At 72.3% G+C, this 25,175-nt stretch carries 24 protein-coding genes; 15 read left to right on the top strand and 9 right to left on the bottom strand.

Annotated elements, in window-relative coordinates:
- The first annotated feature begins 24 nt into the window (after positions 1–24).
- From FA582_RS14665 to FA582_RS16665, 3 genes are read left to right on the top strand one after another with little or no spacing between them, the layout of a single operon-like run.
- The gene (locus FA582_RS14665) at positions 25–1,620 is read left to right on the top strand and encodes a phenylacetate--CoA ligase family protein (protein WP_010146250.1); all 1,596 of its coding nucleotides are present in this window, start codon (positions 25–27) and stop codon (positions 1,618–1,620) included.
- Entirely contained in the window at positions 1,620–1,958 is a 339-nt protein-coding gene (locus tag FA582_RS14660; protein ID WP_010146249.1) for a monooxygenase family protein, read from the top strand. Before FA582_RS14665 ends, FA582_RS14660 begins: the two co-directional genes overlap by 1 nt.
- Positions 1,939–4,575, top strand: coding sequence for a hypothetical protein (locus tag FA582_RS16665; RefSeq protein WP_193559802.1), 2,637 nt, complete (start codon positions 1,939–1,941; stop codon positions 4,573–4,575). Before FA582_RS14660 ends, FA582_RS16665 begins: the two co-directional genes overlap by 20 nt.
- A gap of 564 nt (positions 4,576–5,139) precedes the next feature.
- Here FA582_RS16665 and FA582_RS14650 read toward each other — a convergent pair.
- Positions 5,140–8,412 carry an efflux RND transporter permease subunit gene (locus FA582_RS14650; RefSeq protein ID WP_147899857.1) on the bottom strand — a complete coding sequence of 1,091 codons (3,273 nt, stop codon included), beginning with the start codon at positions 8,410–8,412 and terminating at the stop codon, positions 5,140–5,142.
- 240 nt (positions 8,413–8,652) lie between these two features.
- Here FA582_RS14650 and FA582_RS14645 point away from each other — a divergent pair, with 240 nt between their 5' ends.
- The 6 genes from FA582_RS14645 (at position 8,653) to FA582_RS14620 (ending at position 13,667) form a co-directional block, all read left to right on the top strand.
- Positions 8,653–9,129, top strand: coding sequence for a MarR family winged helix-turn-helix transcriptional regulator (locus FA582_RS14645; RefSeq protein ID WP_010146245.1), 477 nt, complete (start codon positions 8,653–8,655; stop codon positions 9,127–9,129).
- Between the two features lie 110 nt (positions 9,130–9,239).
- Positions 9,240–9,608, top strand: a complete 369-nt coding sequence (locus FA582_RS14640; RefSeq protein ID WP_010146244.1) for an ArsR/SmtB family transcription factor — start codon at positions 9,240–9,242, stop codon at positions 9,606–9,608.
- Positions 9,605–10,414, top strand: a complete 810-nt coding sequence (arsM, locus tag FA582_RS14635; RefSeq protein WP_010146242.1) for an arsenite methyltransferase — start codon at positions 9,605–9,607, stop codon at positions 10,412–10,414. Before FA582_RS14640 ends, arsM begins: the two co-directional genes overlap by 4 nt.
- Before the next feature lie 171 nt (positions 10,415–10,585).
- Positions 10,586–11,605 (top strand): tripartite tricarboxylate transporter substrate binding protein, encoded by a 1,020-nt coding sequence (locus FA582_RS14630; protein ID WP_010146241.1) that lies wholly within the window; start codon positions 10,586–10,588, stop codon positions 11,603–11,605.
- Positions 11,602–12,162: a tripartite tricarboxylate transporter TctB family protein gene (locus FA582_RS14625; protein ID WP_237707462.1), complete on the top strand. Its 561-nt coding sequence runs from the start codon at positions 11,602–11,604 to the stop codon at positions 12,160–12,162. Before FA582_RS14630 ends, FA582_RS14625 begins: the two co-directional genes overlap by 4 nt.
- The gene (locus FA582_RS14620) at positions 12,162–13,667 is read left to right on the top strand and encodes a tripartite tricarboxylate transporter permease (RefSeq protein WP_010146239.1); all 1,506 of its coding nucleotides are present in this window, start codon (positions 12,162–12,164) and stop codon (positions 13,665–13,667) included. The genes FA582_RS14625 and FA582_RS14620 overlap by 1 nt, the downstream gene beginning before the upstream one ends.
- 41 nt (positions 13,668–13,708) lie before the next feature.
- Here the strand turns inward: FA582_RS14620 and FA582_RS14615 are convergent, their stop codons facing one another.
- The 4 genes from FA582_RS14615 to rpmB form a co-directional block, all read right to left on the bottom strand.
- Positions 13,709–15,781: a M3 family metallopeptidase gene (locus FA582_RS14615; protein ID WP_010146238.1), complete on the bottom strand. Its 2,073-nt coding sequence runs from the start codon at positions 15,779–15,781 to the stop codon at positions 13,709–13,711.
- Positions 15,782–15,874: 93 nt separating this feature from the next.
- The gene (gene rpsN / locus FA582_RS14610) at positions 15,875–16,174 is read right to left on the bottom strand and encodes a 30S ribosomal protein S14 (RefSeq protein ID WP_029540332.1); all 300 of its coding nucleotides are present in this window, start codon (positions 16,172–16,174) and stop codon (positions 15,875–15,877) included.
- 1 nt (position 16,175) lies between these two features.
- Entirely contained in the window at positions 16,176–16,346 is a 171-nt protein-coding gene (gene rpmG, locus FA582_RS14605) for a 50S ribosomal protein L33 (RefSeq protein ID WP_010146236.1), read from the bottom strand.
- Entirely contained in the window at positions 16,346–16,582 is a 237-nt protein-coding gene (gene rpmB, locus FA582_RS14600; protein ID WP_010146235.1) for a 50S ribosomal protein L28, read from the bottom strand. The genes rpmG and rpmB overlap by 1 nt, the downstream gene beginning before the upstream one ends.
- Positions 16,583–16,703: 121 nt before the next feature.
- Between rpmB and FA582_RS14595 the strand changes: the two genes are divergently transcribed.
- The 4 genes from FA582_RS14595 (at position 16,704) to FA582_RS14580 (ending at position 19,784) form a co-directional block, all read left to right on the top strand.
- Complete coding sequence (locus FA582_RS14595) at positions 16,704–17,789, top strand: GTP-binding protein (protein ID WP_010146234.1); 1,086 nt, start codon at positions 16,704–16,706, stop codon at positions 17,787–17,789.
- Between the two features lie 85 nt (positions 17,790–17,874).
- On the top strand, positions 17,875–18,042 hold the full coding sequence (gene rpmF / locus FA582_RS14590; protein ID WP_010146233.1) for a 50S ribosomal protein L32: 168 nt from the start codon (positions 17,875–17,877) through the stop codon (positions 18,040–18,042).
- Positions 18,039–18,161, top strand: coding sequence for a type B 50S ribosomal protein L36 (gene ykgO / locus FA582_RS14585; RefSeq protein WP_010146232.1), 123 nt, complete (start codon positions 18,039–18,041; stop codon positions 18,159–18,161). The genes rpmF and ykgO overlap by 4 nt, the downstream gene beginning before the upstream one ends.
- 108 nt (positions 18,162–18,269) lie before the next feature.
- Complete coding sequence (locus tag FA582_RS14580) at positions 18,270–19,784, top strand: S10 family peptidase (protein ID WP_010146231.1); 1,515 nt, start codon at positions 18,270–18,272, stop codon at positions 19,782–19,784.
- A 70-nt stretch (positions 19,785–19,854) separates the two neighbouring features.
- Here FA582_RS14580 and FA582_RS14575 read toward each other — a convergent pair whose 3' ends face one another.
- Positions 19,855–20,907, bottom strand: a complete 1,053-nt coding sequence (locus FA582_RS14575) for an EamA family transporter (RefSeq protein ID WP_010146230.1) — start codon at positions 20,905–20,907, stop codon at positions 19,855–19,857.
- 87 nt (positions 20,908–20,994) lie between these two features.
- Between FA582_RS14575 and FA582_RS14570 the strand changes: the two genes are divergently transcribed.
- Together FA582_RS14570 and FA582_RS14565 are read left to right on the top strand one after the other, a co-directional pair.
- Positions 20,995–21,597, top strand: a complete 603-nt coding sequence (locus FA582_RS14570; protein ID WP_010146229.1) for a CGNR zinc finger domain-containing protein — start codon at positions 20,995–20,997, stop codon at positions 21,595–21,597.
- A gap of 1 nt (position 21,598) precedes the next feature.
- Positions 21,599–22,681: a trans-sulfuration enzyme family protein gene (locus FA582_RS14565; RefSeq protein ID WP_010146228.1), complete on the top strand. Its 1,083-nt coding sequence runs from the start codon at positions 21,599–21,601 to the stop codon at positions 22,679–22,681.
- A 193-nt stretch (positions 22,682–22,874) separates the two neighbouring features.
- Here the strand turns inward: FA582_RS14565 and FA582_RS14560 are convergent, their stop codons facing one another.
- The 3 genes from FA582_RS14560 to FA582_RS14550 are packed head-to-tail and all read right to left on the bottom strand — an operon-like array spanning position 22,875 to position 25,145.
- Entirely contained in the window at positions 22,875–24,260 is a 1,386-nt protein-coding gene (locus tag FA582_RS14560) for an MFS transporter (RefSeq protein WP_141567452.1), read from the bottom strand.
- Positions 24,261–24,264: 4 nt separating this feature from the next.
- On the bottom strand, positions 24,265–24,996 hold the full coding sequence (locus FA582_RS14555; RefSeq protein ID WP_010146225.1) for a hypothetical protein: 732 nt from the start codon (positions 24,994–24,996) through the stop codon (positions 24,265–24,267).
- Positions 24,993–25,145 (bottom strand): type II toxin-antitoxin system CcdA family antitoxin, encoded by a 153-nt coding sequence (locus FA582_RS14550; protein ID WP_010146224.1) that lies wholly within the window; start codon positions 25,143–25,145, stop codon positions 24,993–24,995. Before FA582_RS14550 ends, FA582_RS14555 begins: the two co-directional genes overlap by 4 nt.
- Positions 25,146–25,175 lie beyond the last annotated feature (30 nt).

Genomic DNA, 25,175 nt, shown 5'->3' with positions numbered 1-25,175 from the left:
ACCGCGAAGCGTTAGAGTCCGGCCATGGGATGGCGGGAGATCGGGACGAAGGCGTGGACGAGTGCGCCGCTGACGGCGACGCGGCGGAGTGCGCTCAAGGCGGGCACCCGGGCGCTCACCACGACCTACAGCCTCTACAAGGTCCACCCGGCCACGTGGCGCTTCACCGCGACCCACTACCAGCCGTGGATGGGCGAGTTCGCGCGGCTGCACGCCTGGATGACCTGCCAGCTGGGGTCGCTGCACGTGCCGGCATACCGTCAGCACCTCGCCGAGCACGACTGGCGTTTCCGCTGGTGGGACCTGGAGAACTACCCTCCGACCGACAAGGCGTCCTACGTCCAGCGGTATGACGAGGCGGCGCGCTCGCGCACCGGTCGCCTCGAACTGCGCGGCACGATCGTGGACGAGTCGTCCGGCTCCTCCGGCCGCCCGTTCAACTGGGTCCGGGGCAAGGACGAGCTCGAGGACATCCACCGCAACGTCGCCGGCTTCACCTCGTTGATGATGCGCGACGAGGAGCGGCTCTACGTCATCAACGCCTACTCCATGGGCGCGTGGGCGACCGGCACCAACACCGGCATCGCGATGGCCAAGATCGCCATGGTCAAGAACACCGGCCCTGACCTCGACAAGATCGTCGACACCCTGCGCCATTTCGGGCCGAGCTTCACCTACCTCGTCGCGGCCTACCCGCCCTTCCTCAAGGACCTGCGCGACCGGCTCGACGCCGAGGGCTGGGACTGGCCGGCCTGGCGGATGCACGGGCTCGTCGGCGGCGAGGGCATGACCGAGGCGCTGCGCGACTACTGCGAGGAGCGTTTCCTCACCGTCCGCTCCGGGTATGGCGCATCAGACCTGACCATCGGCATCGGCGGCGAGACCGACCTCACCGTCTGGCTGCGCCGCGCGCTGCTGGAGGACCACGACCTGCGCGAGGCGGTGCTCGGGCCGGGGGAGGCCCGCACGCCGATGATCTTCCAGTACAACCCGCTCGAGACCTACCTCGAGACCACCCCCGAGGGCGAGCTGCTCTGCACGCTCACCTCGACCGCCGTGCTCTCGCCCAAGCTGCGCTACAACATCGGCGACGAGGCGCGGCTCATGGACTGGCACGACCTGGCTGCCGTCCTGCGCAGCCAGCCGCAGTGGCAGGCGCCGGCCCGGGAGGCCTTCGAGCGGCAGGGGATGAAGCTGCCGCTGCTGCTGCTCTTCGGCCGCGCCGACGCCACGATCTCCTTCATGGGGGCCAACATCTACCCCCAGGACGTCGAGAACGGCCTCTACACCGACCAGCAGCGCGCCGCCCAGATCGGCTCCTTCACCCTCACCCTCGAGGACGTGGACGGCGACGCGACCCGGCAGCAGCCGACGATCCACCTCGAGCTGCGCGAAGACGTCGCGCTCACCGACGACGAGCGGGTGACGATGGCGGCCGAGGTGGGCGACGGGGTGGTTGACTACCTCGCGCGAACCAGCCGCGACTTCGCCCAGTCACTGGAGGAGTCCGACCGCAGCGACGACATCGAGGTCCGGGTGCACGACGCCGGCGCCGGGCCGTTCGCCGCGCTCCCGGACAAGCTCAAGCGGGTCTACCTCTCCAAGGGCACCGGGGCCTGATGGAGCTAGCGGGGGCGGTCTTCGTCGGGGCGACGCGGTATGCCTCGCCGGCCGCCTGGCTGCGCCTCGCCCCGCGCTGGCGGGCGATGGTCGACCAGATGAAACGGATGCCCGGCTACGTCCACCATCAGGTCTACTACGACCCGCCGTTCACCCTCGGCACCGTCGGCTACTTCGCCACCCGCGAGGACCTGCTGCGCTTCGCCCGCAGCGGGGTGCACCGCGAGCTCATGCAGTGGGTGACCGACGGCACCAACAACGCGACCGGCGGCTACATCCGCGTCTACGAGCAGGCGAGCGGGCGGCATACCCCTGGCGGTGACGATGCGCACTCGTGACTTCTCCGCCGCGCCACCGCTGGCCCGGGCAAAGGTCATGATCACCGTCGAGCCACGGGACGGCCGATCGACCCCGCGCTGGCGCAGGCGGGCGGTCGAGGCGGTGCAGGGCGACGGCCTCGTCCGCCGGGAGTGGCTGCGTGCCGGGGTGCGCCGGGTCGGCGTCATCGCCTGGTATGCCGATCAGGCCGCCGCGCAGGCCGCGATCCGGCGGGTGCAGGTGGGTCCGGGGGGTCTCGTCCAGGTGCACGACGCGGAGCCGGACGGCTACAGCAACGGGGTGTGGCGTGCCGAGGACGGGGTGATGGCGCACATCGAACGGTTCAGCCCGATCGGGGCGGAGGGTGTCGGGCCGACGGTGGCTCGACAGCCCAGATCGACGACGGATGCCGCGAGGTCGACCGCTGACCGGGGTCGAGCTGCCACGACACCGACAGCAACCACGACGGCGTCGCCCGGCTTCCTGGTGGTGCCGGTCCGCATCCGCCACGACCTGCGGGCCTTCCTCAGGGTGCAGCCCTGGGGCACCCCGCGGGAGACCCACGGAGTCCCGCTGTGGCACAGCACCATCCGGTCCTGGTGGAGGGGCAAGGGGCCGCACCGCCGGCACGGGGCGGTCGAGCTCTACCTCGTCCGGGACCCCTGGGGTGGCGTGGCAGGGCGCACGACACTGCATACCGACGAGCGGATGGACGCCAAGCTCGGCGAGCGCGTCCTGCTCATGGGCGCCACCGAGTTCGCCGGCGCTCCGGCACTCGCTGCGCTGGTGGAGCACGCCGAGGCCGTCGCGCGCGAGCGTGGCCGCACCCGGTTGCTCGGCCCGGTGTCGCTCCTGCCCAACCAGGTCGGCGGCGTCGTGACCTCGGGCTGGGAGGAGCCGGGCTTCCTCGACGGTCCGTGGACCCCCTCCCACTACCACCGCGACTGGGAGGCGCTGGGCTTCGAGCGGATCTGGGAGGGCTCCACATGGGTCTGCCCCGACCTCGGCTCACTCGACCCGACCACGATCTTCCCGGTCGGCGCGCTGCCCGAGGGCGTAGTCCTGCGTCAGGCCGACCGCAGACGCCTCGACGAACAGCTGCCGGTGCTGCGCCAGATGCTCAACGCCGCCTTCGCCGAGCTCGGCTACTTCACCCAGATCGAGGCCGACGAGCTCGCGGCGGCGACCGACGGGCTGGCGCACCTGCTCGACGAGCGCCTGCTGCTCTGGCTGGAGCGGGACGGGGAGCCGGTGGCCTTCGTCCTGGTCGTGCCAGACCTCACCGCTTTCGTCCGCTCGACCGGGGGGCGGCTCGGGCCGGTCGACCTGGCGCGGCTGCTGGTCACCAAGGGCCGTTACCGCCGCGACGCCGTGCTCATCATCAAGGGGACGGTGCCGGGTGCGCGCGGGCAGGGGCTCATGCGGCACCTGTCCCGGGAGCTGCTCGAGGGGCTGCAGGCCGGAGGGTATGCCGCGCTGCGCGTCACCTTCGTCGAGCACGACAACGCGGGCTCGCAGTCGCAGTTCGTGGCGATGGGCGGGCGTCCCCTGCACGGGACGTGCTTCTACACGCGGGCGGTGGACGTGCGTGATGAGACCGGCTCAGCCGAGGGTCACGGGGCCGCGACGGCCGATGCCTCGCCGGCGAGTCGCCTGCTCGCCCGCGCGGCCGACTGGGGGAGGGCGCCCAGTGCGCACAACACCCAGCCGTGGGACGTCCGCGCCCTCGACGACGTGACCCTGCGGCTCGGCTGGCACGCCGAGCGTGCGCTCCCGGTCGCCGACCCGACTCATCGCGACCTCCTGCTGTCCCTGGGCGCCGTGGCGTTGAGCCTGCAGGTCGTTGCCGCGGAGCTCGGGCTGATGGCCGAGGTCGAATGGGGTGTCGCTGTCGGGGCCCGGCAGGCAGCGGTGATCCGGCTCAGTGATGGGCAGGGCCCCAGGCTCGCCTGGTCGGTGGCCGAGCTGCACGCCCGCTCGACCGTCCGCGCCGCCTACGAGCAGCAGCCCACCCCTGAGGAAGTCTCGTCGCTCGCGGACCTGGCGCAGCTGCCGGCTGGCACGGGTCTGCTGGTCCTGCCGGACGCCCTCGTCGACGACCTGCTCCCCGGCGCCACCGCTCGCACGCTCACCGGCCCGGCGGCCAGCGAGCTGCGGGAGTGGCTGCGGCTGACGCCAGCGCACCCGCGCCACGACCTGGACGGCCTGAGCGCGGCAGCGATGCGGCTGAGCCCGGTGGAGGCGCGCGGGCTGGGTCTGCTCACCGGCTCCGGCCTCGCCCGTCGTGTCCTGGGCGCCACCCGTCTGGATCGGTTGGTGGCTCGGGTCAGCGAGGTCCGGCCGCGCGGTGCGGTCGTCGCGCTCTGGGGCCCGCCCGGATTGGGCCTCGACGAGCTGGGCCCCCTCGGCGGCGGGCTGCTCGGCGTCTGGCTCGCCGCCGAGCGCGCCGGCTGGTCGGCCCACCCGCTCAGCGAGCTGCTGGACTCACCGACCTCGGCGAGCGCCCTGCAGACCCACGTCGGTGCGGTGCTCGGCCACCCCGCCCAGGTGTATGCCGTGTGGCGCTGCGGCCGCGCCGCCGCCGCGACGGGGACAGGCGCCGGGGCGGCATACCGCAGCCCCCGCCTCACCGACTGACCGACACGCCCGACGCCCGTCAGCCCGAAGCGGCGCCCTGGGGAGGATCGGTGCACGCGCAGGGATCCTCCCCGCCGGAGCCCGCTCATCCGGGGAGGATCGGTGCACACGCAGGGATCCTCGCCGCCGGGGGTGGCGCATCCGGGGAGGATCGGTGCACGCGCAGGCATCCTCCCCACCGGACGCCGCCGATCCGGGGAGGATCGGTACACACGCAGGCATCCTCGCCGCCGGGGGTGGCGCATCCGGGGAGGTTCGGTTCGCGCGCAGGCATCCTCCCCACCGGACGCCGTCCGCGGCAGGCCGCGCGACAGGGACAGGCGCCGGGCCGGCATACCGCAGCCCCGCCTCACCGACTGACCGAGACGCCGGACGCGCGCTCGACCGTCCGTTCGGGGAGGATCGGTGCACGCGAAGGGATCCTCTCCGCCGGGGGCCGCTTATCCGGGGAGGATCGGTGCACACGTAGGGATCCTCACCGCCGGGGGTGGCGCATCCGGGGAGGATCGGTGCACGCGCAGGGATCCTCACCGCCGGCGGGCCGGTCCACGCCTGCCGCCAGCGTCAGGCAGCCCGACGCTCCCGCCGCTCCCCGCGCCGCCCGCGCAGCCCGCTCGCCCAGGCCGACCCGCGGCCGACGAGCTCGTAGAGCACCGGCACGAGGATGAGCGTCAGCAGCGTGGAGCTGATGAGGCCGCCGATGACGACGATCGCGAGCGGCTGGGAGATGAAGGCCCCGCCCCCGGTGATCGCGAAGGCCATGGGCGTCAGCGCGAGGATCGTCGCGAGCGCGGTCATGACGATCGGCCGGAAGCGGTGGCGCGACCCCTCGAGCACGGCCTCGGTGCGGCCGAGCCCGCGGTCGCGGTACTGGTTGACGAGGTCGATGAGCACGATCGCGTTGGTCACGACGATGCCGATGAGCATGAGCATGCCGACCATGGAGGCCACGTCGAGCGGGGTGTCCGTGAGCAGCAGCAACCCGATCGAGCCGGTCGCCGCGAAGGGCACCGACACGAGCAGGATGAGCGGCTGCACGAGGGAGTTGAAGGTCGCCACCATGACGAGGTAGACGATCGCGATGGCGGCGAGCAGCGCCAGGCCGAGCGCCTGGAAGGCGGCCTGCTGGTCGGAGCTGACGCCGCCGAGGCTGACCTCCACACCCTCGGGGGTGTCCAGACCGTCGATGCGCTGCTGCAGGTCGGCGGTGAGCGCCCCGAGGTCGTCGCTCGTGGACCGGCCGGTGACGGTGGCCGCACGCAGCCCGTCGACCCGGGTGACGCTGACCGCCTCCTCGACCGTCCGCAGGTCGGCGACATCGTCGAGCAGCACCGGCTCACCGGCGGTGTCGGTGCTGACCTCCAACTCGCGCAGCGCCTCCAGGTCCTGGGCCTCGCCCTGCTGGACGACGACGTCGACGCGGGAGGCGTCGATCTCCACCTGCCCGACGGTCGCGCCGTCGGTCGCGGCCTGGACGACCTGCCCGAGCTGGGCCTCCGCCAGCCCGGCCGCCGCGGCCGCCTCACGGTCGACCTCCACCTTGAGGGCGGGCACGGTATCGGTGAGGTTGTTGGTGACGTCCAGCGCGCCGGCGTCGGTCATGAGCTCGGTGACCTCGTCGGCCGCCGTGCGCAGGTCCTCGACCTCTTGGCCCTGCACCTGGACCTCCAGGCTGCTCGCGCCACCCATCTGCTGGCCGGCCTGCGCGGTGAAGGTCGCCTCCTCCGGGAGCTCGACGGCGCTGGTCAGCTCGGCCCCGAAGCTCTCCCCGTCGACGCCGTCGGCGAGGGTGAGGGCGAAGGTCGCCGTGTTGGTCCCGCTGCCGAGGAAGACCGCCTCGATGCCGCCCGGGCTCCCGGCGGTCACCTGGTAGGTCTCGACCTCGTCCTGCTCGGCCAGCCACTCCTCGACCTCGGCGGCCTGCGCGTCGGTGTCGTCCAGCGTCGTCCCGGTGGGCATGGAGAGGGTCGCCTGCAGGCTGTTCTCGCCGGAGCTGCCGATGAAGTCGGTCTTGAGCAGGGTCGCGGCATACCCCGTGCCGCCGAGGACGAGCAGCGCGAGCAGCACGGTCAGCCAGGGGCGGGCGAGCGCGGTGCGCAGGACGGGCAGGTATGCGCGCTGCAACCGGTCGGGGGAGTCGTCCGCCTCGGTGAGCGGGGACTCCTCCTCGTGCCGGCCGACCCGCCCACGGTTGCCGAGGAACCAGTAGCCCAGCACCGGGATGATCGTCAGCGCGACGAGCAGCGAGGCGAGCATCGCCAGCGACACGGTGACGGCGAACGGCCGGAACAGTTCACCCACCTGCCCGCCGACGAAGCCCAGCGGCAGGAAGACCGCGACGGTGGCGATGGTCGCCGAGGTGATCGCGCCGGCCACCTCACGGGTCGCCTCGACCACCGCGGTCCGCCGGTCGTCACCCCGGGCGATGTGCCGCTTGATGTTCTCGATGACCACGATGGAGTCGTCGACGACGCGACCGACGGCGATGGTCAGCGCGCCGAGGGTGAGGATGTTGAGGCTGTAGCCGGCCACCTGCAGCCCGACCAGCGCGATGAGCAGCGACAGCGGGATCGACAGCGCTGTGACCAGGGTGAGCCGCACCGACAGCAGGAAGACGAGCACGACGAGGATGGCGAAGCCGAGGCCGAGCAGCCCCTCGGTCGCGAGGTCCTCGATGGACTTCTCGATGAACGGCGCGCCGTCGTAGATCGTCACCAGCTCGCCACCGTCCAGCGCGGTCCCGATCTCGGTCTCCAACGCCTCCAGCTCGTGGGAGATCTCGACCGCGTTGCCGTCGGGCGTCTTGGTGATCGCCAGGCCGACGCTGGGCTCTCCGTTGGTCCGCGTGTATGCCGTCGCGTCCCGCTCCTCCAGCGTCACGGTGGCGACGTCGGCCAGGAGGGGGATCTCGACCTCGCCCGCCTGCTCCGCCGCCGCGGCGGCCTGCTCGGCAGCGGCGGCCGCAGCAGCGGCCTGGGCCGCCAGCTCGGGGTCCTGCGGCGCGGCAGCAGCGGCCTCGGCCGCGTCGTCCGCAGCCTGCTGGGTCTCGCCGACCTGAGCCTGCGCCTGGGTGGCGGCCTGCTGGGCGCCGATCGTCTGCTGGGTGAGCAGCGGGAGGTTGGCGATCTGCTCGGCGGAGGTCAGCCGCGAGCCGACCTGCACGGGAAGGTCGGTCTCGCCGTCGAGCACCTGGCCACCGGGCAGGACGACACCGTTGGCCTGCAGCACCTGGCTGACCGCGCTCGTGGTGACACCGGCCTCGGCCGCGGCCTCCTCGTCCAGGTCGATGGTGACGACGCGGTCGGCGACGCCGGAGAGGGTGACGGAGCGGACGCCGTCGATGTCCTCGATCTGGGGCACGACGAGGCGCTCGAGCCGGTCGACGAGGTCCTGGGCGTCCGAACCGCCGCTCGCGGCGAGCTGGATGATCGGGAAGTCGTCGAGGTTGCCGGCGAAGATCTGCGGCGTCGCGGTGTCCGGCAGGTCGGGCAGGGCCAGCACGGCGCGCTGCAGGTCGGTCTGCGCGGCGCCCATCTGGGTGCCGTAGTCGAGCTCGACGATGACGGAGGAGAAGCCGTCGGTGCTCGTCGAGGTCACCTCGACGACGTTGTTGAGCCCCTGCGCCGCGACCTCGACCGGCTCGGTCACCTGCTCCTCGACGACCGAGGCGCTCGACCCCGGGGTCGACGTCGCGACGACGAGCACCGGGAACTGCAGCGACGGGAAGAGCTCGCGCGGCAGGCTGCTCGCCGACCACAGCCCCGCCAGGATGCTGAAGAGGGTGGCCAGCGCGATGAGAGCTCGGTTGCGGACGCTGAAGAGCGTGAGGCGTGACATAGGATGCCTAGCCTAGAGCCAATAGTTACCCTGAGCCGAATCAATCGACCGAGCGCCGCACATGGTCGTCCCAGCTCCCACCGGGCGTCGCAGAGGGTCGCCCCAGCGCCGACCGGGCGTCGCAGATGGTCGCCCCAGCGCCGACCGGGCGTCGCAGATGGTCGCCCCAGCGCCGACCGGGCGTCGCACATGGTTGGGGTTGAGGGTCGTGCCCGGACAGCAACAGGAAGGAGCAGAGGTATGAGCGTGGACGGCCAGGACTCCCGGCGTTGCCGACTGGCGCAGATCGCCGAGGCGGAGGCTCAGTTGCACGCCACCGCGATGCGCTGGCTGGACCCGTTGCCCGTGCCGGCCGACCTCACGCTCCGCCAGGTGCAGGTGCTCGCCCTGCTCCGGGCCAATGCGGATCTCACCGGCCAGGAGCTCGCCGCCCTGCTGCGGGTCTCCACGCCCACGACCAGCGGGATCATCGACCGGATCGCCGCCAAGGGCTGGCTGGACCGGCAGCCCGACCCGGCCGACCGACGCCGCGTCCTCATGCGCATCACGGCCGCCGGCGAGGAGGTCCTCATGGGCCTCGAAGGCCCCACCATGCGCGCCCGTGCGATGGTGCTGGACCGACTCGGCGACGACGAGCTCGCCGACCTGGCCCGCCTCATGGAGCGGATGCGCGACGTCGCCGTCGAGGTGGACGCCGAGCGGTCCTCCTCTTCCTGAGAACGCGGCGCCAGGGCGCTCCCTCGCGTGGCGACGCGGCTCGTCCACCCTTCCGGTCCGCCGACCTACCCCTTGCCCTGGCAGCGTCGATCGACTATCGTCGATGATCGATGAATGACATCGTCCAGCTCGACCGCGACGCCGCGGAGAGGTATGCCGAGTGGTTCCGGACCCTGTCCGACGCCACCCGGGTTCAGCTGCTCGCCTTTCTCGCGCAGCACCGAGAGCCGGTGGCGGTCCGCGACATCGTCGCGGCCTTCCCGCTGGCACAGTCCACGGTGAGCCACCACCTCTCGGCCCTCGTGGCCGCCCGCTTCCTCACCGCGACGGCGCACGGCGCCAGCAACCGGTACGCCGTCAACCCCGCCTGCCTGCAGGAGTTTCCCGATGTCGCGGCACTGGTCGTGCGCGGCGGGGCCTGCTGCATCGAGGATCTCCCCGCCCATCTCCGAATCCCACCCACTGAGGACACCCCATGACCGACCCGCTGACCGACTCTGCCGACGACGTCACCTCCGGCCTGATCCGCGACGCCGTCCAGGCCCGCTACGCCGCCGCCGCGCGCGACCTCGCCACGCCGTCCGGCTCCTCGGCCGACCCGACCGGGTCGCGCTGCGGCACGTCGAACTCCGTCGACCTGCTCACGCCGGACGGCATCTTCGGCCGCACCCTCTATGTCGAGGGCGACGCCGACCCGGCATCGGCCGCCGCGCTCGCGGCGTCCTTGGGCTGCGGGGTCCCGACCGCGGTCGCGGATCTGCACGAGGGCGAGACTGTCCTGGACCTCGGCTCGGGCGCCGGTGCCGACGTGCTCATCTCCGCCCGCCGCGTCGGCCCCACTGGACGCGCCATCGGCCTCGACATGACGCCGGAGATGCTCGACCTGGCCCGCCGCAACGCTGCTGAGGCGGAGGTGGACAATGTCGAGTTCATCGAGGGCTACCTCGAGCAGATCCCGCTGCCGGACGCCAGCGTCGACGTCGTCATCTCCAACTGCGTCATCAACCTCGCCGCCGACAAGAGCCTCGTCCTCGCGCAGGCCTTCCGGGTGTTGCGTCCCGGGGGCCGCCTCGCGATCAGCGACGTCGTCGCGCTCGCCCCCTGGCCCCAGGATCGCCGGGACGAGGTGGAGCAGTGGACCGGCTGCATCTCGGGAGCCCTTCTCGAGGACGACTACCGCACCGCTCTTGCGGCAGCCGGGTTCGTCGAGGTCGACATCGAGCGCACGCACCAGGTGCACGATCTAGCCGCCGCCGCAGTGATCCGCGCCCGCCGACCTGAGTGACGGCATACCCCGAGGTATGCCGCTCTGCCGGACCACCGATCAGTCGTCGCCGCACCGATCTCAGTCACACAGCGGCGTCGCAGCGCGCTGCGACGCCGCTGTGTGAGGATGTGGGGCGAAGGACTGCGGCGGGGGAGTATCGCCGCGTGTGCCGGACGAAGGAGACTGCACATGAGCGACGCTGCAGCGGGGTCCGCAGAGCCCGCCTCAACGCCGACCCGGCGACGCGCCCTGACGCTGGGCTTCGCCGCGCTGGCCGTGCCCGTCATCGGTGCCGCGGGCTACCAGTCGGTCCGGGCAGCCTCCGGCGGCACCAACATCCGCGCCAACCTCACCCTGGTCGCCCCGGCGGCCGCCGGTGGCGGGTGGGACGCCTTCCAGCGCGAGCTGCAGCAGGCGATGCGCGCCAACCAGCTCGTGGGCAACGTGCAGGTCCTCAACATCCCCGGGGCGGGCGGGACCATCGCCATCGGCAGCGTGTCCCGGCTGAACCGTCCCACCACCCTCATGGTCGGCGGCACCGGGCAGATCGCCGCGCAGATCCAGTTCGGCACCCCCTCGCAGATCCACGACGTCACCCCGATCGCGCGGGTCATCGAGGAGTACGACCTCATCGCCGTCCCCGCCGACGGGCCCTACGACGACCTCGACTCCCTCATCACCGCCTGGCGCGAGGACACCCCCAACGTGGCGTGGACCGGCGGCGGGTCCTTCGACCAGCTGGTCGCGACCGACCTGGCCCTCAACGCCGACGTCCCGACGGGTGACATCACCTACATCCCCTCCGACGGCGGCGGCGAGGCGATCCAGGCGCTGCTCAACGGCACGGCGCAGGCGACGGCCGGTGGCTTCGCCGACATCTACCCCCAGGTCGAGTCTGGCCGCCTACGCGCTCTGGGTCTCGTCGCGCCGCAACCGCTGGAGGGCGTCGACCTCCCGACGCTGCCCGACCTCGGATACGACGTCACGCTCACCAACTGGCGGGCGCTCTTCGCGCCGCCGGTGGTGACGCAGGAGCAGGTCGCGGAGTATGAGGTGCTGCTCGAGGAGTCCTTCGCCACGCCGGAGTGGCAGGAGGCGGTGCAGCGCAACAACTGGGTCGAGGTGCCGCTGCAGGGCGAGGAGCTGCGCGACTACATCGACTCCGAGATCGAGCGGATCTCGGGCCTCTTCGCGGAGATCGAGGGATGAGCGACATGGACACGACCACGCCCACGGGGCAGAGCGGGCAGGCGCCCGTCGGCCCGTCGGTGCCCGAGCGCTCCGGTGGCCGGTTCGCGATCGTCATGCCGGCCGTGGTCGGGGCCTTCAGCCTCTTCCTGCTCGTCGGCGCGCTGCTGCTCGACGCCGACGCGGCGGAGTTCCCCGGCCCCCGGTTCGTCCCGCTCATCGTCGGCTCGGTCGGGCTCGCGCTCTCGGTCATCCTCGCCATCGGCGTGCTCCGGGAGTCCAGGGCGGCGCGCGAGGTCGCCAGAGACGAGGACACCGGCGAGCCGGAGCACCGCACGGACTGGGTCGCCGTGGGCTGGGTGGTCGGAGGCTTCGCCGCCTTCGCGGTGCTGCTGCCCTGGCTCGGCTGGATCCTCGCGGCGGCGCTGCTCTTCTGGTGCTCCTCGCGCGGCTTCGGCTCCCGCCGGCCGGGCCTCGACGCACTCATCGCCCTCTTCCTCAGCTCGGCGATCTACCTGATCTTCTCAACCGGACTCGGGCTCGTCCTGCCCTCCGGCATCCTGGGAGGTGGCTTCTGATGGAGCAGCTCGGACTCCTCGCCGACGGCTTCGCCGGCGTGTTCACCCCGATGAACCTCCTGTGGGTCGTCATCGGCTGCCTGCTCGGCACGGCCGTGGGCGTCCTGCCGGGGCTCGGCTCGTCGATGGCGGTCGCGCTGCTGCTCCCGATGACCTTCGCCCTCGACCCGACCGCCGCCTTCATCCTCTTCGCGGGCGTCTACTTCGGCGGGCTCTTCGGCGACTCGACCATGGCGATCCTGCTCAACACCCCTGGTCAGGCCTCGGCCATCGCCTCGACCTTCGAGGGGCACCGGATGGCCAAGGACGGCCGCGCCCCGCAGGCGCTGGCCACGGCAGCCATCGGGGCCTTCATCGGTGGCATGGTGGCCTCGATCCTCGTGGTGTTCATCGCGCCCGCGCTCGTGGAGCTGTCCGCGGCATTCGGCCCGGAGGAGTTCTTCGCGCTCGCCCTCTTCGCCTTCATCGCCACCAGCTCGGTGGTGTCGGACAACATCGCCAAGGGGCTGGCCTCCCTCGTCCTCGGGATCGGGATCACCCTCGTGGGGATCGACGGCATCTCCGGCATGGAGCGCTTCACCCTCGGCGCTACCCAGCTCTTCGACGGCATCTCCCTGGTCACCGTGACGGTCGGCATCCTCGCGCTGGGCGAGGTGTTCTACGTCGCCTCCCGCGCACGGCACGAGCGTGAGGACCTCGGCGTCCGGGCCACCGGGCGCCCCTTCCTCAGCAGGGCCGAGCTCAAGGAGGCCGCCCCGGCGTGGGCCCGCGGCACCGTCATCGGGCTGCCGTTCGGCGTCATCCCCGCCGGTGGGGCGGAGGTGCCGACGTTCCTGGCCTACGAGGCGGAGCGCCGGCTCGACGCCCGCTCCGCGAAGCCGAAGTTCGGCACGGGGGCGATCCGGGGTCTCGCGGCGCCGGAGGCTGCGGGCAACGCGACGACCGGCATGGCGATGGGCTCGCTGCTGGCGCTGGGTCTGCCGGTGTCCGCGACCGCCGCCATCATGCTCGTCGCCTTCCGGCAGTACGGCATGCAGCCCGGTCCGCTGCTCTTCGAGCGCAACGCCGACCTGGTGTGGGCGCTGCTGGCGAGCTTCTTCCTGGCGATGATCGTCCTGCTGGCCATCAACATGCCGTTCGCGCGGCTCTGGTCCAAGCTGCTGCTCATCCCCAAGCCGCAGCTCTACGCCGGCATCGCGGTCTTCTGCGGGTTGGGCACCTACGCCACGTCCGGGGCCGTCTTCGACCTGCTCCTCCTGCTCGGCATCGGCGTCCTCGGCTTCTTCATGCGCCGCTTCGACTACCCGCTGGCCCCGCTCATGATCGGTATGGTGCTCGGCCCGCTCGCCGAAGGATCGTTGCGCGACGCGCTGCTCGCCTCGGTCGGCGACCCGCGGATCCTCGTCTCGAGCCCCATCACGATCGTGATCTACGCCCTGCTCGTGGTGGTCGTCGGGCTGGCGGTCCGCAACGCCGTCCGCAAGCGGGCCCGCAGCAGGGCCTGAGCCGCCCGGACCAGCTCGGTCCGGGCAGCCCGACGCCCGCCTCAGCCGGTGAGGCCGAGGCGCTCGAGCAGCGGGGCGACCTCGGGGTCGCGGCCGCGGAAGCGCCGGTAGGTCTCCAGGGCCTCGATCGAGCCGCCCCGGCCGAGCAGCTCGCGGCGGAAGGTGTCGCCGGCCGAGCGGGTCATACCGCCGGGGTTGTCCTCATCGCCCTGCTCGCGGAACCACGCGACCGTGTCGGCGTCCATGACCTCCGACCAGAGGTAGGAGTAGTAGCCGGCCGAGTAGCCGCCGCCGAAGATGTGGTGGAAGTAGGCGCTGCGGTAGCGCGGCGGGATGAGCGGGAAGGCGACCCCGGCCGCCTCCAGCGCGGCCGCCTCGAAGGCCTCGACGCCCGAGCCGTCCTGGGGGAGCTCGGTCAGCGGGGTCTGGTGCCAGGCCTGGTCCAGGATCATCGCCTTGAGCAGCTCGAGCGTGTGGTATCCCGTCTCGGTGCGGCTGTCGACGAGCTGGTCGATCCACTCCGCGGGCACCGGCTCACCCGTCCCGTGGTGACGGGCATACCGCGCCAGCAGGGCGGGCTCCCAGGCCCAGATCTCGTTGACCTGGCTGGGGAACTCGACGAAGTCGCGGGGCACCGACGTGCCCGCCCGCGAGGGGTAGCGCACGTCGGAGAGCAGGCCGTGCAGGTCGTGGCCGAACTCGTGGAAGAGGGTGACGACGTTGGTCCACGTCATGAGGCTGGGGGAGCCGGGCGCGGGCGGCGGCACGTTGCAGGTGTTGGTCACCACCGGCAGGTCGCCGAGCAGGTGCGACTGGTCGACGATGCTCGTCATCCACGCCCCGCCCTTCTTGGTCGGGCGGGTGTAGGGGTCGAGGACGACGAGGCCGAGGGCCGAGCCGTCCTCCTCGCGCACCTCGAAGACCCGCGCCTCCTGGGTGTAGCCCACGAGCTCCTCGCGCTCGTGGAAGGTGATGCCGTAGAGCGCCGTGGCCGCGGCGAAGACGCCGTCGTGCAGCACCCGCTCGAACTCGAGGTAGGGCGTCAGCTGACCGGTGTCGAAGCTCTCGCCGGCGCTGCGGGAGGCGAGGAACTGCCAGTCCCACCCCTCCAGGGTCGCGCCCGGCTCGAGGGTATGCAGCAGCTCGCCCAGCGCGTCGACCTCCCGCTGCGCGATCTGCACGGCTCCGGGGGCGAGCCGGCCGAGGAGGTCGTTGACCGCGTCTGTGGTCCGGGCGCACCCGACCTGGTGCACGTAGGAGGCGTGGTGCTCGTAGCCCAGCAGCGAGGCACGCTCGGCGCGCAGCCGGGCGATGCGCACGAGGATCTCGCGGGTGTCGTGCTCGGCCCCTGCGCCGTCCCTGCCGAGGCCACGGTCGACCGACGCGCGGTAGACGCGCTCGCGCAGGCCGCGGTGCTCCAGGCTGTCGAGGATCGGCTGACCGGTCGTGTTGGTGAGGGTGATGAGCCAGCCGTCCAGGCCCTTGGCCTCGGCGGCGCCACGCAGACCGGCCTTGTCGTCCTCGCCCAGCCCGGCCAGCTCGGCCTCGTCGGTGACGTGCACCGCGGCCGCGGCCCGCCCGGTGACGAGCAGCCGGTCGAACTCCGTGGAGAGGGTGGCCAGCTCGCCGTTGAGCTCGCGCAGGCGGGCCTGCCCGGGCTCGTCGAGGGTGATGCCGCCGCGCTCGTAGGCCCGGAGCCGCTCGTCGAGGACGAACTCGTCCTGCTCGTCCAGCTCCACCTCGCCGGCGTCCGCCCGCTCGCGCAGGGCGGTGAGGCGGGCGTAGAGGCCGGTGTCGAGCATGATCGTGTCGCTGTGCGCGGCCAGCCGCGGCGCGAACTCGGCCATGATCGCGTCCCGCTCGTCGTTGGTGTCCGCCGACTTGGCCACCCAGAACGCCGACAGCGTCCGGTCGAGGGTCGCGCCGGAGGTCTCCCAGGCGTGCAGGACGTTGGCCACCGTCGCGGGCTCGGTGTCCTCGGCCAGCATCCGCAGGGCGGAGAGCTGCTCAGCCATCCCGGTCTCCATCGCCTCGCGGACGTGAGCATCCGTCAACGTGGCGTAGTCGGGCAGGGAGAAGGGCAGGACGGAGGGCGACAGGAGCGGGTTCGTCATATCTCTCATCCCATCACAGGCCCACCCGCCCCTCCGTCTGGACATCGGTCTCCGGGGAGCGGGCCCGGACAACCGATGTCCAGAAGGGGCGCGCTACCAGCTGGACTTCGTGATGCCGGGCAGCTCGCCGCGGTGGGCCAGGGCCCGGAAACGCACACGGGACAGCCCGACCTTGCCGATGTAACCCCGTGGGCGTCCGTCCACGGCGTCGCGGTGCCGCAGGCGGGTGGGGCTGGCATCGCGAGGCAGCCGCTGCAGGTCGCGCTGGGCCTGGGCGCGCTCCTGCGGAGAGCCGACCCGGAGGAGCTCCTTGAGCTCGGCCCGTCGCTCGGCATACCGCGCGACGACCTGCTCCCGGCGGCGCTGCGCCGCGATCTTGCTCTTCTTGGCCATGTCAGCGTGACTCCTTGAACTCGACGTGCTGGCGGATCGCCTTGTCGTACTTGCGCATCACCAGACGGTCGGGGGAGTTGCGCCGGTTCTTCTCGGTGATGTAGGTCGTGCCCGTCCCTGCGGTGGACCGCAGGGTGACCTTGGGGCGGATGTCCTTGCTCTTCCCGGCCATCAGAACCGCTCTCCCCGGGCCAGCATCTCCGCCACGACCGCGTCGATCCCGCAGCGGTCGATGGTCTTGATGCCCTTGGCGCTGAGCGTCAGCGTCACGTGGCGGCCGAGGCTGGGCACCCAGTAGCGCTTGCGCTGGATGTTGACGTCGAAGCGGCGCTTCGTGCGCCGGTGCGAGTGCGAGATGGCGTGGCCGAAGCCTGGCCGGGCTCCGGTCACCTGGCAGGTGCGGGACATGAGGCCTCCACAAGCTGTGTAAGAATGAGAACGATTCTCAACCATACCTCAGAGAGGACATCGTGAAGAACGGCATCCACCCGCCCTACCCCGCCTCCTCCGGCGGACGGGAGCAGTTGCGGTGAGCACCATCCCCGTCCACCTGGTCACCGGTATCCACCCCGAGGCGATGGCCGCGACCACCGTCGGTCTGCAGTGGGACCTGCCCGATGCGGTCGTCGTCGAGCACCGCATCGACCCCGACCGCCAGCGCCTGGTCCGGATCGTCAGCGACCGCACCGGCAAGCTGGAGGAGGAGGTCGTCGACCTCGAGCACGCGTGCGTCAGCTGCGCCATCCGTGAGGACATGGTGCCCACCCTCGACCGGCTCGGGCAGCTCGGCCGGTGGTCCGACGTCGTGGCCCACCTCGCGGCCGGCGCGGAGGCCTCGCAGGTCTGCCGCGTCGCCGGGTATGCCGCCGAGTCGTGGTCCTTCCACGTCGCCTCGGTGGTCGCGACCTTCGAGGGCGCCGGGCTGGGTGATGTGCTCCTCGGCGACGAGCTCCTGGCCGACACCGACGTGCCGACCCTGCCGTCGGAGGACCGCGGGCTCGCCGAGGTCGCCGTGCCGATCCTGGAGTATGCCGATCTCGTCGTCGTGCGCGGCAGCCGCGACCCGGTGGGGCACGACGCCGTCCGTGCCCTGGCCAGGCCCGGCGCCCTCGTGCTCCGGGACGGCAGCGAGATCGACGCCCGCATCCTGCAGCAGGGGGTCCACCACCACGGTTCCACCGAGGCGTGGGTCAGCGACGTGCGGCGCGGTCCGGTCCCGACCCCGCAGACCGAGCAGGTGTGGACCATGGAGCTGACCGCCGACCGACCCATGCACCCTCGCCGGCTCGAGCAGCGTTTCGAGGATCTCGGCGTTGGCTCCCACCGCGCGCGCGGCTGCCTGTGGGTGGCCACGCGCCCGGGCGACGTCATCGGCTGGGACGGCGCCGGCGGTCAGCACCGCCTCGGCGCGGTCGCCACGTGGAGCGCGGCCACCGGGCCGATGTCGCGCGTCTTCGTCACGGGGCGTCACGACGACGACCGGCGCGCGTCGATCCGTGGGGCGTTCCGCGACTGCCTGCTTAACGACACCGAGCTCACCCGTCTCGGCAGCCTGTGGGAGCAGCACCAGGACGGCCTCGAGCCGTGGCTCGGGCCCATCCGCGGCGCCGCCTGACTCGACGCGCGCGCCGTCCTGGCGTGCGCCTGCACCCCCTGCCTGTCGTCACCGTGGCGACGGGCCGACCGAAGGAGAAAAACCCATGGCCGTTCCCAAGCGCAGGATGTCGCGCTCCAACACCCGGCACCGCCGGTCCCAGTGGAAGGCGGCCCCGGCCGACCTCGTGCCGGTGACCGTCGACGGTCAGGTCGTCCAGGTGCCGCGGCGGCTCGCGCGGGCCGCCCAGCGCGGTCTGGCGGTGAGCCGATGAAGGTGCGCAAGTCCCTGCGCTCGCTCAGGCAAGCCCCGGGTAGCCAGGTCGTCCGGCGCCGCGGCACGCTCTACGTCATCAACAAGCAGAACCCGCGCTTCAAGGCGCGGCAGGGATGACCCTCTCGGTCCGCGCCTCCTCGCCGTCCTGGGCGGGGGTTCCGGGGGGCCGTGCCCCACGAACCCACGCCCTGGACCCGGGGTGAGCGTTGTCTAGGGTGGGGCACCATGAGCGATGAGGCTTCGACAGGCACGAGCACGGTCGACACCAGCGGCGGCGACACCGGCGGCGCGGCCAAGCGCCCGGAGCCGCGCGACCAGCTGGTCGAGACCCAGCACACCATCGGCACCAGCGACGGTGACCTGACCTACACCGCCACGACGGGGCGGATCGTCATCCGGGAGGAAGAGGTCAAGGACGACGTCTTCCAGGGGTGGACGGCCCGCGGCGAGCTGGCGGTCACGGCATACACCCTGACCGACGAGGACGGCGCGCCCGACCGCGACCGGCCCATCACCTTCGTCTTCAACGGTGGCCCGGGGTCGAGCTCGGTCTGGCTGCACCTGGGCGTGCTCGGGCCACGGATCGCGGACGCGGGCGAGCCCAACGACCCCACGCCGCCGCCGTACGCGCTCAAGGACAACCCGGAGACGCTGCTGCGGGCCTCCGACCTGGTCTTCATCGACCCGATGTCGACCGGGTGGTCGCGGGCGGTCGAGGGCGGCAAGGCCAAGGACTTCCACGGGTGGAAGAAGGACGTCGAGCAGGTCGCCGAGCTCATCCGGCTCTGGTGCACCCGCGAGGACCGGTGGATGAGCCCGAAGTTCCTTGCCGGGGAGTCCTACGGCACGACGCGCGCGGTGTCGGTCGCCGAGCACCTCTTCACGAGCTTCGGGCTGCAGCTCAACGGGCTCGTCCTGATCTCCAGCGTGCTCGACTTCGGCACCCAGGACTTCCGCTACCTGCGCTTCGACGAGGCGTGCCTGTCCTACGTGCCGACGTATGCCGCCATCGCGCACTACCACGGCAAGCACGAGGGTCGGGAGCTCGCCGAGGTGCTCGGGGAGGCCGAGGAGTTCGCCGCGGGCACCTACCGCTGGGCGCTGGCGCGCGGCAACCGGCTCACCGAGGACGAGCGCGCCGACGTGGTGACCCGGCTGGCGCGGCTGACCGGTCTGTCGGAGGACTACGTCCGCCGCTGCGACCTGCGGCCGGAGCACTGGCGCTTCTGCACCGAGCTGCTGCGTGATCAGGGCGAGACGGTCGGGCGGATCGACGGGCGCATCCGTGGGGTCCTGCACTCCGGCATCGCCGAGGGCATGGACGCCGACCCGAGCATCGACGCGATCATGGGCCCGTATGCCGCGGCGATCCACCACTACCTGCGGTCCGAGCTGAGATCCGAGCTGGACCTGCCCTACGCCGTGTTCTCCGACGCCATCGAGCACTGGTCCTACAAGGAGTTCGAGGCCAAGCCCATCAACGTCGTCGACAAGCTCGAGCGGGTCATGCGCGCCAACCCGCACCTGCGGGTGCGCTTCGAGTACGGCTACTACGACCTGGCCACGCCCTACTCCGCCGCCGAGGACACCGTCGCGCACCTGCGGCTGCCCGACGCCGCGCTCGACCGCATCGAGCACGCGTGGTTCGAGACCGGGCACATGCCCTACGTCGGGGAGTCCTCGCGGGTCGAGGAGGCCGAGGGCATCACCGACTTCGTGCGGCGCGCGAGCGCGCGTTGACGGGCCGGGTGCGCCGCTGCGGTGCGACTGTCAGCCGGTAGGTCATCTGACAGCCTGCTCGGGGAGGCTGTCAGATGACATCGCGGCTGAGAGTTGACCGCGCGTCCACCTCGGGCAGCGGCTCGACCTCGTAGGTGGCGGCCGGCAGCTCGTCGTCGCGCTCGTCGGCCTTGATCGCGGCCACCCCGGCCACGATGAGCACGCCGCCGAGCAGCTGGATCGCGGCCGGCATCTCGCCGAGCAGGAGCCAGGCGAAGAGCACGGCGAACATCACCTCGGCCAGCCCCACGAAGGACGAGACCTTGGCGCCGAGCATCCGGGCGGCCACGATGCCGGTGAGGTATGCCCCCGCGGCCGCGACCAGGCCGAGCCACAGCACCGGGACCCACCACGGTGCGTCGACCCCGGCGAGCAGCACGTCGCTCGTGCTGACGGCCATCGGCACCACGCCGAGGAGCCCGGCGAGCGCCAGGGCGACGGCGCCGATCGTCATACCCATCGCGGCGAAGGCGGTCGGCGGGAGCCCGCTCGCGTCGTCCGCGCCGATGACGAAAAAGACGGCCAGGCCCACGGCAGCGAGCAGGCCCCACATGACTCCGGCGGCGCTCAGCTGGACCTCACCGAGGACGTCGAGGACGAGCAGCAGGCCGACCACGGCCAGCGCGACCCCACCGATCGTCAGCGGGCGCGGGCGCTGACCGCGCCGTGCCCACAGCCAGCCGACGACGAGGATCGGCCCGAGGTACTCCAGCATGAGGGCCACGCCGACCGAGAGCCGCTCGACGGCGAGGAAGTAGAACAGCTGGCATCCGGCCACCGCGACCAGGCCGAAGAGGCCGGTGTGGATCCAGGTGACGGGTCGGCGCAGGAGGTGCCACCGGCCGCGCATCGCGACGGCGGCGGGCGCGGCGAGGACGAGCGCGCCGAGGGCGACCCGTGCGGTCACGGCGGCGCCGGGAGTCCACCCCTGGAGCAGCAGGCTCTTGCCCACGGCTCCGGCGGTGCCGAACATCGAGGCGGACAGCATGGCCACCGCCAGGCCGAGCAGCAGGACCCGCGCGCGGGGGTGCCGACCCGGCATACCGGCCGGTCGGGGGTTCACGGTGGTCTGGGTCGCGGTCATGGGGCGGGCCCCCTCTCGTGGGTTGGCGTCAGGAGCATCTATCGATGACACTAATGACGATAGGGACGTCTGTCATCAGGAGTCAAGTTGCAGTTCACTCATGACACGGTCGAGGCGCTGCAGGGTGCGGCGGGGCTCGTCAACACCCGCACGGGGGCCGGGAGCGGGAGCGATCACCTGACGCCGGAGCGAGCGGCGCAGGCTCGTGCGGAGGGGGTCGACACCCTGACGACCGTGGCGGATCTCGAGGCCTTCGTGCGGCACTGGCGGTGGTCGGGCACGCCCGACCGGCGCTTCGCCGAGGTCCAGCGGGTGCGGCTCGTGCGGCCCCGCCTGGCCCAGCTGTGGGAGCTCGACGAGGCCGGGGTCGTCGATCTCGTCAACGTCCTGCTGGCCGAGGAGCGCGCCGTCCCCCGCCTGGTCGACCACGACGGGTGGGGGTGGCACCTGCACGCGACCGACGACGACGCACCCTTCGCGACCAGGATGGTGGTGGAGGCCGCGATGGCGATGGTCGACGTGGTCAGGGCCGGCGAGCTCGGGCGGTTGCGGCGCTGCGAGGCCGACGGGTGCGAAGGTGTCCTCGTGGACCTCTCCCGCAACCGCTCGAAGCGTTTCTGCAGCACGTCCTGCGGCAACCGGGTCGCGGCGGCCGCCTATCGTGAGCGCCAGTCCCAGCAGGAGGTATGACGTGAGCCACGACGACGGGCTGTATGCCCCCGCCACGCGCGCGGTGGCGCTCGGGCGACCCGAACGCCACCCCGGCGCGCCGGTCAATGTGCCGGTGACCTTCAGCTCGACCTACGTCGCGGACGGCGAGGTGAGCTATGCCCGGACCTCCAACCCCACGTGGGAGGCGGTGGAGGAGGTGCTCGGCTCGCTCGAGGGCGGCCGGGCGCTGGCCTTCGCCTCGGGCATGGGTGCGGTCGCGGCCGTCGTCGGCCTGGTGCCCGTCGGTGGCGTGGTCGTCGCGCCGCGGCACGTCTACAACGGGACGACCGGGCTGCTCGACGAGCTCCGGGCCGCCGGGGCGCTGAGCGTGCGCCGCGTCGAGGCCGAGGACGTCTCCGGCACCCTCGCCGCGTGCGAGGGCGCCGACCTGCTCCTCATCGAGTCGCCCAGCAACCCGATGATGGAGCTCGCCGACGTGCCGGCCGTGGTGCGCGGCCTGCGCGAGCGGTATGCCGAGGCCCGCCCGGTCGTCGCCGCCGACAACACCTTCGCGACCCCGCTGGGTCAGCAGCCGCTCACCTGGGGCGTCGACGTCGTCATCCACTCGGCGACGAAGTACCTCGCCGGCCACTCCGATGTGCTGCTCGGGGCCGCCGTCGTCTCACCGGAGCGGCCCGACCTGCTGGAGCGACTGCATACCTACCGGTCGTTGCGCGGCGCCATCCCCGGGCCCATGGAGGCGTGGCTGGTGCTGCGCGGGATCCGGACGCTGCACCTGCGGCTGGAGCGCGCCGAGGCGAGCGCGCAGGTCCTCGCTGGTCGGCTGGTGGACCACCCGGCGGTCGAGCGGCTGCGCTACCCGGGCTTCGGCGGGATGCTGTCGATCGAGGTCGCTGGCGGTGTCGAGGGCGCCGAGCGGGTCTGCCGTGCCACCCGCCTGTGGACCCACTCGACCAGCCTCGGCGGGGTGGAGAGCCAGATCGAGCGCCGCCGCCGCCACCCGCTCGAGGTGGAGACCGTGCCGGAGAACCTCCTGCGCCTGTCGGTCGGGGTCGAGGACGTCGAGGACCTCTGGCGCGACCTCGACCGGGCCCTCACCTGATCCGCCGACCGCACCCTCCCCATGCACCCCACCCGTCCCACCCACCCCACCCGTCCACCCCTCCTGCTCCTCTCTTTCCTTTTCCTTCCCTTCTTCGACCGAGCGCCGCAGATGGTCGCCCCTGGCCCCACCGGGCGTCGCAGATGGTCGCCCCTGGCCCGACCGGGCGTCGCAGATGGTCGCCGATCTCAGATCACCCGGTGGAGGCGAGGGGCTGCGCAGAGGCTGGCCGGGCCGCCGCCCGGAGCCGGTGCAGCATGAGAAGTGCGACGACTGTCAGCGCGAGGTAGAGCCAGGGGGATCGGTCCGCGACGCCCGAGCCGAGCCCGAATCCGGTGCCGAGGAAGGCATACCCCGCGGTCGTGGCGACCGCCATGCCGACCGACTCCACGAGCACCGCGGCACCGGCGATGCGGTCGGAGGTGATGCCGTCGTCGTGCTCCGGCGGCGTCAGGCAGCGACCGAGGAGGTCGGGGTACAACGCTCCCATGCCCAGGCCGGCCAGCGTGGCGCCGACAAGCAGGCCGACGAAGGCCACCGATGAGCTGGGCGCCAGCGTCGTGGTGGCAAGCAGAACCACGATCCCGCCCGTCAGCACGGCACCGGCCCGCCCCGACCGGCGCGCGAAGGGCGCGTCTGACAGGGCCGGGTGGGCTCCCGTCCACAGCCCGGTGAGCGCCCAAGCCACGCCCGGTGCCGCGATGACCACGGCGAAGGAGGCGGTGCTGAGGCCGAGGCCGTCGTGCGCGACGACCGAGAGCACCATCGTGGCGCCGAAGTATGCCGCCGCCGTCACCCCGAGCGCCATGAGTCCGGCGCGCCGACCACCGTGCGCGCGAGCAGTGCCCGGCGGGAGCAGCCGAGCCGTCGCCCAGAGCATCGCCCCCGCCCCCAGCGCCACCGCCAACATCGACGCCCCGTCGACCGGCAGCGCCAGGATGGCGGACCCCGCGGCGAGGACGACGGCCCACCGCCACGGGACGGTCTCACCGGTCGGCCCCTGCTCCGCCTCGGGCGGGAACTGACGGGCCACCGCCCAGCGTGCGAGGACCAGCAGGGGCAGGTAGGCGACCATCGCCCAGCGCCACCCCAGGAGGGAGGCCGTGGTCGCGGCATACACCGGGCCGAGGGTGGAGGAGAGCAGCCAGACGCCAGACATACCGGCGAGCACCAGCTGGCGATGCCGGCTCGGCAGGCCCCGGCTGATCGCACCCAGGCTGATCGTCGCGAGGGCGCCTGCGGCCAGCGCTCGCACCGCGGTGCCCGCGATGAAGGCCGGCATGGTCGGCGCGAGGGCGCAGATGACCGAACCGAGGACCGTGATCAACGTGAAGGCGAGCACGAGCGTGCGCACCGGCACCCGCGAGAGGAGCCACGCGCCCGCGGGGAGCGTGAGGAAGAGCGGCGCCTGGGCGGCGGCGTCGAGGGGACCGTAGAGATGCGCCCCGTCCAGGTCCCGCGCGAGGAGCGGGAGCACGGTCTGGGAGAGGTAGCGCTGCATGCCCGCGAGGAACTCGACCGTGAGCAGGGCGAGGGCCAGCAGCACGGCCCGGCGCCCCTCCGTGCGTGGCGCGGGCACGAGCTCAGGCGCTGACGCGGGTGTAGCCGTAATGGTCGGTCTGGCGTTCGTTGACCCAGATCTCCTTGCCGCCGTCGGGGTCGGTGACCTGGACGGTGCGGCTGTAGGTCTCGTCGATGAGGACCGCCTGGATGCCTGCCTCGGTCATGAGGGTCAGGGCGTCCTCCACGTCGCCGTCCCACTCGAAGGCGAGCTCGATGCCGCCATGGTCCGCCCGGTGGGCGGCGACGAGTCCGCCGCCAGCGCACGTCAGGTCGGTCCAGCCGCCGTCGTCGGCCATGAGGCGCGGCGTTGCTCCGAGGCCCTCGACGACGCCGCGGATCATGCCGGTGTCGGGGGCGTACCAGATGGGCATCACGCTCAGCCGAGCATCGCGCACGGCTCCGGGGAGCTCGACCGGGGTGGGGGAGTCGAGAGTGAGCTCGGTGCCGTCTGCGGCCGTGACCAGGCCCGCCTCGCCGTGATCGGGGTGGCCGAGCGCGATGGGCACCCCGGCGACAGCGGCCTCCGCGACCGCCTCGGGGATCGGCGTGCTGGTCGAGAAGGCCAGTCTGGTCATCGACGCCGGCTGCTCCGCGCTCGCGTGGTGCAGGGCGAGCCGGCCGGAGCCGAGGGCATACACGAGCCAGCCGGGCCGCTCGAGGATCAGGTGGCCGCCGAGAGTCTGGGCGATGCGCTGCCAGGCCGGGATGTCGGCGGTGAACCGGATGGGCTGCGCGGTCAGGTTGGCGATCACGGCTGGTCTCCTCGGTGCTCGTTGAGGTATGCCCGCAGCGCCTTCTCGACGAGGGCGGACAGGCTGATGGCTTCGTCGATGCCGCGGTGCTTGATCTCGGTGATCAGGTCCTTGGGCAGGTAGACGTTGAACTGCGCCTTCTCGATCATGGCTATGATGCTAGCAACCTAGAGCGAGCC

The organism is Serinicoccus profundi, assembly GCF_008001015.1.
In the GTDB taxonomy this organism is placed as follows: domain Bacteria; phylum Actinomycetota; class Actinomycetes; order Actinomycetales; family Dermatophilaceae; genus Ornithinicoccus; species Ornithinicoccus profundi.
This window is presented reverse-complemented; position numbering and strand designations above follow the sequence as displayed.

Bases quoted from the DNA above. Each gene is read 5' to 3' on its own strand.
- ykgO (WP_010146232.1), top strand. From the start codon at position 18,039: ATGAAGGTGCGCAAGTCCCTGCGCTCGCTCAGGCAAGCCCCGGGTAGC.
- FA582_RS14550 (WP_010146224.1), bottom strand. From the start codon at position 25,145: ATGATCGAGAAGGCGCAGTTCAACGTCTACCTGCCCAAGGACCTGATC.
- FA582_RS14575 (WP_010146230.1), bottom strand. From the start codon at position 20,907: ATGACCGCGACCCAGACCACCGTGAACCCCCGACCGGCCGGTATGCCG.
- FA582_RS14645 (WP_010146245.1), top strand. From the start codon at position 8,653: ATGAGCGTGGACGGCCAGGACTCCCGGCGTTGCCGACTGGCGCAGATC.
- FA582_RS14665 (WP_010146250.1), top strand. From the start codon at position 25: ATGGGATGGCGGGAGATCGGGACGAAGGCGTGGACGAGTGCGCCGCTG.
- FA582_RS14580 (WP_010146231.1), top strand. From the start codon at position 18,270: ATGAGCGATGAGGCTTCGACAGGCACGAGCACGGTCGACACCAGCGGC.
- FA582_RS14650 (WP_147899857.1), bottom strand. From the start codon at position 8,412: ATGTCACGCCTCACGCTCTTCAGCGTCCGCAACCGAGCTCTCATCGCG.
- FA582_RS14620 (WP_010146239.1), top strand. From the start codon at position 12,162: ATGGAGCAGCTCGGACTCCTCGCCGACGGCTTCGCCGGCGTGTTCACC.
- FA582_RS14660 (WP_010146249.1), top strand. From the start codon at position 1,620: ATGGAGCTAGCGGGGGCGGTCTTCGTCGGGGCGACGCGGTATGCCTCG.
- rpsN (WP_029540332.1), bottom strand. From the start codon at position 16,174: ATGGCCAAGAAGAGCAAGATCGCGGCGCAGCGCCGCCGGGAGCAGGTC.
- rpmF (WP_010146233.1), top strand. From the start codon at position 17,875: ATGGCCGTTCCCAAGCGCAGGATGTCGCGCTCCAACACCCGGCACCGC.
- FA582_RS14615 (WP_010146238.1), bottom strand. From the start codon at position 15,781: ATGACGAACCCGCTCCTGTCGCCCTCCGTCCTGCCCTTCTCCCTGCCC.
- arsM (WP_010146242.1), top strand. From the start codon at position 9,605: ATGACCGACCCGCTGACCGACTCTGCCGACGACGTCACCTCCGGCCTG.
- rpmG (WP_010146236.1), bottom strand. From the start codon at position 16,346: ATGGCCGGGAAGAGCAAGGACATCCGCCCCAAGGTCACCCTGCGGTCC.
- rpmB (WP_010146235.1), bottom strand. From the start codon at position 16,582: ATGTCCCGCACCTGCCAGGTGACCGGAGCCCGGCCAGGCTTCGGCCAC.
- FA582_RS14640 (WP_010146244.1), top strand. From the start codon at position 9,240: ATGAATGACATCGTCCAGCTCGACCGCGACGCCGCGGAGAGGTATGCC.
- FA582_RS14625 (WP_237707462.1), top strand. From the start codon at position 11,602: ATGAGCGACATGGACACGACCACGCCCACGGGGCAGAGCGGGCAGGCG.
- FA582_RS14630 (WP_010146241.1), top strand. From the start codon at position 10,586: ATGAGCGACGCTGCAGCGGGGTCCGCAGAGCCCGCCTCAACGCCGACC.